The sequence below is a fragment of the Acidocella sp. genome (genome assembly GCF_027352905.1).
Classification (GTDB): domain Bacteria; phylum Pseudomonadota; class Alphaproteobacteria; order Acetobacterales; family Acetobacteraceae; genus Acidocella.
On record NZ_DAIEIF010000047.1, the window covers coordinates 1 to 10,794 of the forward strand.

Below are 10,794 nucleotides of genomic sequence, written 5' to 3' on the forward strand. Positions count from 1 at the left end.
CCGGCGGCGCCCGCGGCGGCGGCGGCGCTTCCGCTCGCCCCGCCCGGCCTCGCCCCCAGTCTCCGCCGCCTCGCCGGCCTCCTCCGCCAGCGCCTCGTCCTCATCCTCACGGGCCTCGGCCTGCATCTGTTCCAGCCGCGCCGGCGCCGGAGCGGCGGGCTGGGCCGTCTGCGCCCTCAGCCGTTCCAGGCGGAAATCGCCGCCGCTCAGCGCATGATCCGGATTGATGAGCACGCGCATGGCATAGCGCGCTTCGATCTGCGCCAGCCGCTCGCGTTTATGGTTGAAGAGATAGAACGCCGTTTCCGGCGCCAATGTCACGCCGATTTCGGCGGCACGGAATTTGGCGCCCTCATTTTCGATGGCGCGCAGGATATGCAGCGCCGCGCTCTCCGGGCTGCGCACATGCCCCATGCCGTGGCAATGGGAGCAGACCACGAGGGAAGCCTCGGTCAGCGAGGGGCGTAGCCGCTGCCGCGACATTTCCAACAACCCAAAATGGCTGATCGAGCCCACCTGGATGCGCGCCCGGTCATGTTTCAGCGCCTCTTTCAGCCGCCGTTCCACCGCCGCGTTGTTCCTGCGGCTCTCCATGTCGATGAAATCGACGACGATCAGCCCCGCCAGATCGCGCATGCGCAATTGCTTGGCCACCTCCTCGGCGGCCTCGAGATTGGTGCGCAAGGCGGTGTCCTCGACATTGCGCTCACGCGTCGAGCGCCCCGAATTGACGTCGATGGCCACCAGCGCCTCGGTCTGGTTAATGACGAGATAGCCGCCGGAGCGCAGCTGCACCACCGGGTTCAGCATCGCGTCCAGCTGCGTCTCGACCTGATGTTTCGAGAAAAGCGGCTGATCCTCGTTCCAGAGACGCACCTTGCGGGCATTATCGGGCATGAGCATGCGCATGAAATCGCGCGCCGCCTTGAATCCCTCCTCTCCCTCCACGAGGATTTCATCGATATCGCGGGTATAGCCATCCCGGATGGCGCGTTTGATGAGGTTCGCCTCCTCATAGATCAGCGCCGGCGCGACGGACTGCATCGTCCGGTCGCGGATATCGTCCCATAGCCGCAAGAGATATTCGCAATCCCGCTTGATATCGGGCTTGGGCCGGTTGGCGCCGGCGGTGCGCACGATCATGCCCATGCCGGGCGGAATGTCGAGCTCCGCCATCGTCTCCTTCAGCCGGCGGCGATCCGTCTGGGAGGTGATCTTGCGCGAAACCCCGCCGCCGGTGGGGGAGTTCGGCATCAACACGGAGAAGCGCCCGGCCAGGGAAAGATAGGTGGTGAGGGCGGCCCCTTTGCTGCCCCGCTCCTCCTTCACCACCTGCACCAGCATGATCTGGCGGCGGTGGATGACATCCTGAATGCGGTAATTTCGCAAAAAACGCTGGCGCAGGCGGCGCTCGCGCGCCTCGGCGGCGTCGTCCCCATCCCCGCCGATCTGCTCCGGCGCGGCCGGCTCCGGCAATTCCATCTCTATGGTCTCGACGTCGAACGCCTCGGGACCCTCGTCCGTCTCGTCCGCGATTTCGGCGGGCATGGCCCCGGCGTCCGGCTCATCGGTCAGCACCTCGGCCTCGGGCGCATCCTCCAGCCCATCCGCCATCCCCTCCAGCATGGGGGCCGCCTCGCCATGCGTCTCGTTCCCCCCCTCCTCGGGAGGCGGGGCGGCGGTGATTTCAACCGGCTTGATCTGCAACGGCTGGGCTTGCGACCCCTCATCGGAGGGCAGGTCAGCGAGATCGGCTGCCAGCGCGACCGCCGCGGGCTCCTCTATGGAGGCTTCCTGCCCTTCCGCCTCTTTTTCGGCCTCGGCCTGCAAGGCCAACAGTTTCTGCCGGTCCGCCACCGGGATTTGATAATAATCGGGGTGAATCTCGCCGAAGGCGAGAAAGCCGTGCCGGTTGCCGCCATATTCCACGAAGGCGGCTTGCAGGCTGGGCTCCACCCTGATCACCTTGGCGAGGTATATATTACCTTTTATTTGCTTACGGCTGACGGTCTCGACGTCATAATCCTCAAGATGGCTACCATCCAGCACCACCACGCGGGTCTCTTCCGCGTGGCTGGCGTCGATCAACATTTTTTTTGGCATAAGACACAAGGCTCCAGCGCGGCGTGCCCCACCCGGCCCGCGAGGGGCGGTGAAGCGGCGGCGGCGCATAATAATGGGAAAGGAGGATAGAACCGGACCAGGGCTGAGCCGTGAGATAAAAGGGTTCGGCGGGCAAAGCGGCCATCGGTTCCATTAAACTTGCCGGCCTTTATAGTTCGCCGGGCATGGGTATTCGCGGTTCAGGCACGCCGGGCACAGGGGCAATCAGGCCCGCCATGCGCTCCACGCGCGTCCTGCTTCATTTAATGGACCAAAACCCCCCGCTCCGCAAGGGGTTGCCCGAAACCCCCTTTGCCGCCAGAGTTTTGCCGGATTGCGGGTGAGGATGAAGTGGGTAAGATCGGCTGCGTCGCCATCGTCAAAAACGAAGAGCGCCATATCGCTGAATGGCTGGCTTGGCAGTTTTTCCTTGGCTTTGATACTGTTTTTCTTCTTGACAATGGTTCCACCGACGCCACAGCGGCGGTCGCGCGGTCTTTCAAGACCCAATATGACGTGCGGCTCCTCGATTATCCCAATGAAGCCCCGGATTATCAGCTCCGGGGGTATGAAATGCTGGCCCGCGAGGTCGCGCCGGATTTCGAGTGGCTCGCCTTTTTCGACGCGGATGAATTTCTGCGCCTCGATGAGGGCCTTTCGTTAAAGGCGGCCCTCGCCGGGAGGCAAGAGGCCGCCATCGCCATTCCCTGGGCCATTTTCGGCTCCAGCGGCCATCAAAATTTCCCGCCCGGCCTGGTCATTGAGAACTTCACCCGCCGCAGCACACCGGACTTTCCTCCCAATCATCATGTCAAATCCATCATCCGCCCCCAGCTCATGGAAAGGGCGGTCAATCCCCACGCCTTTCAGATGCGGGGCGAATATGCCGATCTGGCCGGAAGGCGCGTCGCCTGGGGACACACGCCGGGCGTTCTCGCCCACCGGCCTGATTACGCGGGCGGCGCTCTTCATCATTATTTCGTCCGCTCGGTCGCGCATTGGCGGGAAAAACTGGCGCGCGGCTATCATGACCTCACCCGGCCCGATGATGAATTTTTTATGTATGACCGCAACGAGGTCGAGGATCGCAGCCTGGCGCTTCATGCGCCCAAAATCAATTCAATGATCGAAACATTGTTCTCTCACCCGGCGCGGGCGCCCAAAGTGGCCGTGGTTCTCATGGTCAAGGAGGAAAGCCATGACATCCTGGCCTGGCTGGCCTGGTACCGGCTGCTCGGTTTCGACGCCGCCATCGTCTACGATGATGATTCCACAGATGGCACCTGGGACATATTGCAGGAGGCGGCGCGGCATTGGGATATCAGGCTGAGCCGCACGACCGGACCGAAAGGACCCGCCCATAACGGACGCCAGGTCGAATCTTATAAAACAGCTTTAAAAACCTATAAGGATGAATTCGACTGGCTCGCCTTCTTCGACGCGGATGAATTTTTACAATTGAGGCAGGATCAAAATGTAAAACAATTTCTCGCGCGCTTTCCCCAGGCGGAGCAGGTTTCCGTCAATTGGTGCAATTACGGCAGTTCCGGGCATATATTGAAGCCCGACCTGCCGGCGCCGCTCGCGTATCGCTGGCATGGCGCGGCGCATCGGGGCATAAACAGGCATGTGAAAAGTTTCGTGCGCCCCCGCGCCGTCGGCTCCGCTTGGATCAATGTCCATTATTTCGATGTTCCCGCCGGCCGCACAGTTCTGCCGAACGGACAGCCGCCGCAATGGAACGAGAATATTGGCATTATCTCGGGCGAACCGGACTGGTCCGTGGCCAAGCTCATGCATTACCAATGCCGGAGCATGGAGCATTTCATCGAAAGGCTGAAAAAACGTCCGCAATTTCAAAAAATCCCCAATCTCTGGCAAGCCTATGACGTCAAGGATGAGGCGGACGACACGCCGCAGGCCATGGCCGAGGCACTGCTGGCGAGCATCGCCGCGCTGAAGGGGCCGGGCGCGGCGGCGGCGGCGCCAATCGCGGCTGAGGCCGCCCCGAATCATCTGGTCTTTTTCATCGGCGATACACCACCGGATTTGATCGAGGCGTCGCTGACGGCTGAGGAAAAAATCGTCGCCGTGCAGCCGGACGCCCGAATCTATTACGCTTTGCAGGAACGTTTCGCCGAGGCCGTAAGCAGCGGCCAACTGGCGCTGGAAAACTACGCCCCCGCGCCACGCGGCGGCGAGATCGCCCTGCTCCAGCCCAATGATGGCAGCCGCGCCTATCCGGTCGCCACCATAGGCTGGCAAGAGCTCATCGCCAAACATGGCCAGCCGGGGCGCGTGGAACTAAAATCGGAGATACCCGGCTATCCTCCTCCCAGGGGTGAGCCAAACATCACGGCCAAGCCAGCCTCTCCGCCAAAAACCATTTTCGACATCGGCATGGCGGAAGGCAACGACACGGCCTATTATCTCGCCAAGGGCTTCAATGTCGTCGGCGTCGAGGGCGATGTGCAGACCTATCAGGACCTGCTGCGCCGCTTCGCCCCGGAAATCGCCGGCGGGCGCCTTGTCATCCATAACAATGCCGCCGCCGCGCGCACGGGCGAAACGGTGGAATTCTTTCATCACGAACAGCATCCCGGCATTTCCGGCCTCTCCAACAGCCGCGCCGAATTTTCCAGCGGCTATAAATCCTTTTTCGTTCCCACCATCAATTGGCCGAGCCTCATCGCCGCCCATGGCGTGCCTTATTACATGAAAATAGATATCGAGGGCGGGGAGGCAGCCTTTCTCTCCTCCGCGGCGCGCGAAACATTACCGGAATACATCTCCGTGGAATGCTACAGCCTCGCTCCGGTGGAGACGCTGCGCCAGCTTGGCTACCGCCGCTTCATGCTGGTCGACCAGAACCCGCCCGGCGGCTTTTCCCTGCCCCAACCGCAACATGAGGGCAACACCCTGGCAACATGGAAATGGAGCCATAATTCCGGCCCGTTCGGACGGGATCTGACTGGTGAATGGGTTGATTTCGAAACGTTCAAGACCGCGTGGGAAGCCTCCCGCGAGCAATGGGCCCGCACCTGGTTCGATTGCCACGCCGCCTTGCGTTGATCTCCTGCCGTTGCTCTTGCGTCCGCCCCCGGCCTTGCGCCAAAAGCCGGAGGGGGATTCGCTGTCTGTTTTAGGAGTTTCCGTCATGTCCGAGCCCAGAATATCCATCTCCGGCCTCTCCGTCGCCGCCGCCTTGCACGGCTTCGTCAATACCGAGGCTTTGCCGGGCACCGGGCTGGAGCCGGCCCCGTTCTGGGACGGATTCGCGGCGCTGCTCGAACGTTTCACGGCGGCCAATGCGGCGCTGATGGCCAAGCGGGACGAGCTTCAGGCCAAGCTCGATGACTGGAACCGCGCGCATAAGGGCAAGCCCTGGGACGCGGCGGCTTATGAGACTTTTCTGCGCGAGATCGGGTATCTGCAACCGGAGCCGCCCCCCTTCACCATCGAGACCGCGAATGTTGACGAGGAGATCGCCCATATCGCCGGGCCGCAACTGGTCGTGCCGGTCTCCAACGCCCGCTACGCGCTGAACGCGGCCAATGCGCGCTGGGGCAGCCTGTACGATGCGCTTTACGGCACGGACGCCCTGCCGGATGAAGGGGAGATCAAACGCGGCCAGGGTTATAACAAGGCGCGCGGGGCGGCGGTCATCGCCAAGGGCCGCGCCTTTCTCGACAAGCATATCCCGCTCGCCAACGGCTCCCATGCGGACGCCACCGGCTATAAAATCGGCAATGGCCAGTTATCCGTCCTGCTGCCCTCCGGCCCCACCGGCCTCAAAGACCCGGCCCAATTCGCCGGCTATTCCGGCCCGGCCGCCGCGCCAGCCGGCATTCTTCTGAAAAACCATAATCTCCATGTGGAAATCGTCATCGACCCCGATCACCCCGTGGGCAAAACCGACAAGGCGGGCGTGGCGGACATCATGCTCGAATCCGCGATCAGCACCATCATGGACGCCGAGGATTCGGTGGCGGCGGTGGATGCCGAGGACAAGGTGCTGGTCTATCGCAACTGGCTGGGGTTGATGCGGGGAACCCTCTCCGCGCCGGTGGAGAAGGACGGCCGGCGTTTCGAGCGCAAGCTCAACCCGGACCGGGAATACACCGCGCCGGACGGCTCGCGGCTCACCCTGCATGGACGCTCGCTGCTGCTGGTGCGCAATGTCGGCCACCATATGCTCACCGACATCATCACCCAGGGCGGCAAGGAGGTGCCGGAGACGGTGATCGACGCGGTCATCACCTCGCTGATCGCCATTCACGACCTCAAAGCCCGGCGCAACTCCCGGGCCGGCTCGGTCTATATCGTCAAGCCCAAGCTGCACGGGCCGGAGGAGGTGGCCAATGCGGACGCGCTCTTCGCGGCGGTGGAAACGCTGCTCAAACTGCCCGCCAACACGCTGAAAATGGGCATTATGGATGAGGAGCGGCGCACCAGTGCCAACCTCAGGGCCTGCATCGCCGCCGCCAAAAACCGGGTGGTGTTCATCAATACCGGTTTCCTGGACCGCACCGGCGATGAGATTCACACCTCTATGGAGGCAGGCGCCTTCCTGCGCAAGAACGACATCAAATCCCAGCCCTGGATCAAGGCCTATGAGGACCGCAACGTGGCGTTCGGCCTGGAATGCGGGCTGAAGGGAAAGGCGCAGATCGGCAAGGGCATGTGGGCCGCTCCGGACCAGATGGCCGCCATGCTGGAACAGAAAATCGCCCATCCCCAGGCGGGGGCCAATACCGCGTGGGTGCCCTCGCCCACCGCCGCCACGCTGCACGCCCTGCATTATCACGCGGTGGACGTGGCCGCCCGGCAGGAGGAATTGAAATCCCGCCCCCCCGCGCCCCTCAAGGATCTGCTCACCGTCCCCCTCGCCCAGGGCGTGAACTGGAGCGCCGAGGATATCCAGCAGGAGCTCGACAATAATTGCCAGGGGCTGCTCGGCTATGTGGTGCGCTGGGTGGACCAGGGGGTCGGCTGCTCGAAAGTGCCGGATATTCATAATGTCGGCCTCATGGAAGACCGCGCGACCCTGCGCATCTCCTCCCAGCATCTCGCCAACTGGCTGCATCACGGCGTCGTCACCCGGCAGCAGGTGATGGATACGTTGAAGCGCATGGCCCAGGTGGTTGACAAGCAGAACGCGGGCGACGCCGCCTATCAGCCCATGGCCCCCGCCTATGACGGTCCCGCTTTCAAGGCGGCGCTCGATCTGGTGTTCGAGGGCTTGTCCCAGCCCAACGGCTATACCGAGTTCATTCTCACCCGCCGCCGCCGCGAGGCCAAGGCGCGGGCATGAGGACGCGGGGGGCGCGAGGCCTGCCAGCCCTCTGCCTGGCCGTCATGCTGGGTTTCGCCCTGTTCCATCCCGGGGCGGCGCGGGCGGGCGATCTCTGCGCCGCCCACCCAACCGATGACACCCTCCGGCCTCTCCCCGCGGCCTTGGCGCCGCAGGTGCAGGCGGCGTTCGGCCTGCACGATCTCTCCAGGGCCGAAATCCAGAAACTCACCGTCATGCGCTGTATGGGCGGCCAAGTCTTTGTCTGTTTCGAGGGCGCCAATCTGCCCTGCGGCAAGGCCAACTCGGCGCGCAGCCTGCCGGCGGCGAAGGACTGGTGCCAGCACAACCCGCAGGCTGATTTCATTCCCGCCTATATCACCGGGCATGACAGCCTCTACCAATGGCGGTGCAAAGCGGGCCAGGCGGTGCCCGAATCGCCCGCGGCCACCGACGCGCGCGGTTTTCTCAGCCGGTACTGGCGGCCTCTGAACTGAAGGCCAGCCGGCGAACCAGACGGAACGGCGCGTCTTTTTCCGGCTCGATGAAAATCGCCAACGCGCCCACCGGGCGGGGCCGCGCCAGCGCCGGGGCGAAATACGCCTCCGCCGCCTCGCGATAGACGTCATCGCCCAGGCGGCCCGTCAAGGTCATGTGGAAGCGGAAATCCCCGAACACCAGGGGATAACCCCACCGGGCGATGTTCTCGCGCTGCCGAGGCGGGCGCCCCGCGCCACGGCGGCGTTGCGCCGCCTCATCCTCGGCCAGGCGGTGCGTATCGAACACGCGCACACAATCATCGGCCAGGCTTTGCAAAGCGGCGCAGGGCGCGGCGGGGCACAAGGCGAGAAAGCCGTCCAGCCAGGTCACGGCAAGCCGGGGCAGCGGAAAGGGCTTGCGGTTTGCGGCAAACGCCTCCGCATCCCGCATAAAAGCCTCCAGCCCGTGCCGGGGGATGAAGGGCGCTTTCAGCGTCGCGTGAAATCCATAGCGGCGCGGCTCCGCCGTGGCCGCCGCCAACCCGGGCAAATCCGGCCGCGCGAGCGGCGCGCCGCTTTCCGCGTCCCGCCCCAGCCATGCGGAGCCCAGACGCCAAAGCGGATCATCGGCGGCGGGGGCGTAATATACCGCGACCCGGTAGGGCTCAGCCAATCCGGTTTCCCCCGCCCCGGCGGGGCGCTGAAACTTCCCGCCTCACTCCATCGCCCAGGCCAGGATTGCCTTTTGCGCGTGCAGCCGGTTCTCGGCCTCGTCGAACACCACCGAGGCCGGGCCGTCTATCACCTCCGCCGCCACCTCCTCGCCGCGATGGGCGGGCAGGCAATGCTGAAAGATGGCGCCCGGCGCGGCCTTGGCCATCAGCCCGGCGGTGACCTGATAGGGCGCGAAAGCGGCGGCGCGGCTGGCGGCCTCATCCTCCGAATCGGCCATGGAAAGCCAGGTATCCGTCACCACGCAGGCCGCGCCCTCCACCGCCCAGCCAGGATCGTCGCCGATCTCCACATCCGCCTTTTCCGCGCACGCCCAATCCAGCACCTCCGCGCGCGGCCTGTAGCCGGGGGGGCAGGCCAGCCGCAGGCTGAACTGGAAGCGGGCGGCCGCCTCGATAAAGGAGGCGGCGACGTTGTTCCCATCCCCAACCCAGGCGAGTCTCTGCCCGGCGACCGGCCCCTTATGCTCCTCGAAGGTAAGGATGTCGGCCATGATCTGGCAGGGATGGGAGAGTTCTGTCAGCCCGTTGATGACCGGCACGGCGGCGTGGCGGGCCAGCTCGTGCAAGCGCGCGGCGCTATCCGTGCGCAGCAGGACGCCATGCACGAAGCGGGAGAGAACGCTGGCGGTATCCTGGATGGTCTCGCCCCGGCCAATCTGCATATCGCGCGAGGAGAGCACCACGGCGTCGCCCCCCAGCTCCTTCACCGCCACCTCGAAGGAAACGCGGGTGCGGGTGGAAGGCTTCTCAAAGATCATCGCCAGCGTCTTGCCCGCAAGCGGGCGCTTGGGCGGGTTGCGCCGGGTGCGTTTGTGAAAAAGCGCGGAATCGAGAAGGGCGCGCAGCTCCGCGCCGGTGAAATCCTTGAGGTCGAGAAAATGCCGCGGGCCTTTCTCTCGCAGCGACAAAACCGCGCTCATTTCGCCGCCGCCGTTATTCCCGCCAGCCGGATGGTCGCGGCCTCCAGGCGGCGCAGGGCCTCGTCGCAATCGGCGCGGGTGACGATGAGGGGCGGCAGCAGCCGCAACACATTATCCCCCGCCCCCACGGTCAGCAGCCCCTCTTCCAGGGCCGCCGCCTGAAGATCGGTATTGGATACCACGCATTTCAGCCCCAGCAGCAATCCCTGGCCGCGAATTTCCGTGAAAACCCGTGGATGCCGGCCGCGCAATGCCTCCAGCCCGGCCCGCAGATAGGCGGCGGTCCCGTTGAGCTGGTCGAGAAAGCCATCGGCGAGAATCACGTCCAGCACCGCATTGCCCGCCGCGCAGGCCAGCGGCCCGCCGCCAAAGGTGGTGCCATGGCTGCCTGGCACGAGCGCCTTCGCCACCCGCTCCCTGGCCAGCATGGCGGCCATGGGGAAGCCGCCTCCGATACCCTTGGCCAGGGTGGCGGCGTCCGGCTCCACCCCGGCCCATTGATGCGCGAAAAGCCTGCCGGTGCGGCCCATGCCGGTCTGCACCTCGTCAAAGCCGAGAAACAGGCCCGCCTCGTCGCAAATCCCGCGCAGCCCGCGCAAAAACTCCGGCGTGGCGGCGCGGATGCCGCCCTCGCCCTGAATCGGCTCGATGAAGATGCCCGCCGTCTCCGGCGTGATGGCGGCGCGCACGGCGGCGAGATCGTTGAAGGGCACGTGATCGAACCCCTCCACCGGCTTGCCGAACCCGGCCAGATATTTCGGGTTGCCGGTGGCCGAAATCATCGCCAGGGTCCGGCCATGAAAAGCCCCTTCGAAGCAGATGAGGCGGGTGCGCTCCGGCCGCCCGGCATCCGCATGAGCCTTGCGCATGGCCTTGACCAGCGCCTCATTCGCCTCGGCGCCGGAATTGCAGAAGAAAACGCTGTCGGCGAAGCTGGCGGCGACGAAGCGCGCGGCCAGCCGCTCCGCCTGCGGCACACGGTAGAGGTTGGAGACGTGAATGACCCGCCCTGCCTGCTCGGCAATCGCCCCAACCAGATGCGGATGCGCGTGGCCCAGCGATGAGGTGGCGATGCCCGCGCCGAAATCGAGATATCGCCTCCCCTCGCTGTCGAACAGCCACACGCCCTCGCCATGGTCGAAAGCGAGGTTGGCCCGGTTGAAATTTGGCAGCAGCGCGGAAATCATGGACATGCTTTCAAGGCGGCGGAAAGCCTGGACTAAAGCGCAGATGTCCGGAAAAAATCAAGGCCCGCCCGCCACCCC

General features: G+C 64.6%; 8 protein-coding genes. 3 read left to right on the forward strand and 5 right to left on the reverse strand.

Annotated features, from left to right (window positions below; genetic code table 11):
- Window positions 1–2,103 (reverse strand): ribonuclease E/G (locus M7H45_RS08550; RefSeq protein WP_298216065.1); only part of this gene is annotated, 2,103 nt, incomplete at its 3' end.
- A 225-nt stretch (window positions 2,104–2,328) separates the two neighbouring features.
- Window positions 2,329–2,613, reverse strand: a complete 285-nt coding sequence (locus M7H45_RS08555; protein WP_298216111.1) for a hypothetical protein — start codon at window positions 2,611–2,613, stop codon at window positions 2,329–2,331.
- Here M7H45_RS08555 and M7H45_RS08560 point away from each other — a divergent pair.
- From M7H45_RS08560 to M7H45_RS08570, 3 genes are all read left to right on the forward strand, one after another.
- Window positions 2,515–5,175 (forward strand): FkbM family methyltransferase, encoded by a 2,661-nt coding sequence (locus M7H45_RS08560; protein WP_298216104.1) that lies wholly within the window; start codon window positions 2,515–2,517, stop codon window positions 5,173–5,175. The two genes, M7H45_RS08555 and M7H45_RS08560, sit on opposite strands and share 99 nt — an antisense overlap.
- Before the next feature lie 85 nt (window positions 5,176–5,260).
- Entirely contained in the window at window positions 5,261–7,417 is a 2,157-nt protein-coding gene (locus M7H45_RS08565) for a malate synthase G (RefSeq protein WP_298216066.1), read from the forward strand.
- Window positions 7,414–7,893, forward strand: a complete 480-nt coding sequence (locus tag M7H45_RS08570; RefSeq protein ID WP_298216067.1) for a hypothetical protein — start codon at window positions 7,414–7,416, stop codon at window positions 7,891–7,893. The genes M7H45_RS08565 and M7H45_RS08570 overlap by 4 nt, the downstream gene beginning before the upstream one ends.
- Here M7H45_RS08570 and M7H45_RS08575 read toward each other — a convergent pair.
- From M7H45_RS08575 to M7H45_RS08585, 3 genes are read right to left on the reverse strand one after another with little or no spacing between them, the layout of a single operon-like run.
- The gene (locus M7H45_RS08575) at window positions 7,865–8,548 is read right to left on the reverse strand and encodes a DUF1045 domain-containing protein (RefSeq protein WP_298216068.1); all 684 of its coding nucleotides are present in this window, start codon (window positions 8,546–8,548) and stop codon (window positions 7,865–7,867) included. The genes M7H45_RS08570 and M7H45_RS08575 overlap by 29 nt on opposite strands.
- A 42-nt stretch (window positions 8,549–8,590) precedes the next feature.
- A complete protein-coding gene (gene argF, locus M7H45_RS08580) occupies window positions 8,591–9,529 on the reverse strand; it encodes an ornithine carbamoyltransferase (protein ID WP_298216069.1) in 939 nt (312 codons plus the stop codon).
- Window positions 9,526–10,716, reverse strand: coding sequence for an aspartate aminotransferase family protein (locus M7H45_RS08585; RefSeq protein WP_298216105.1), 1,191 nt, complete (start codon window positions 10,714–10,716; stop codon window positions 9,526–9,528). Before M7H45_RS08585 ends, argF begins: the two co-directional genes overlap by 4 nt.
- Between the last annotated feature and the right edge of the window lie 78 nt (window positions 10,717–10,794).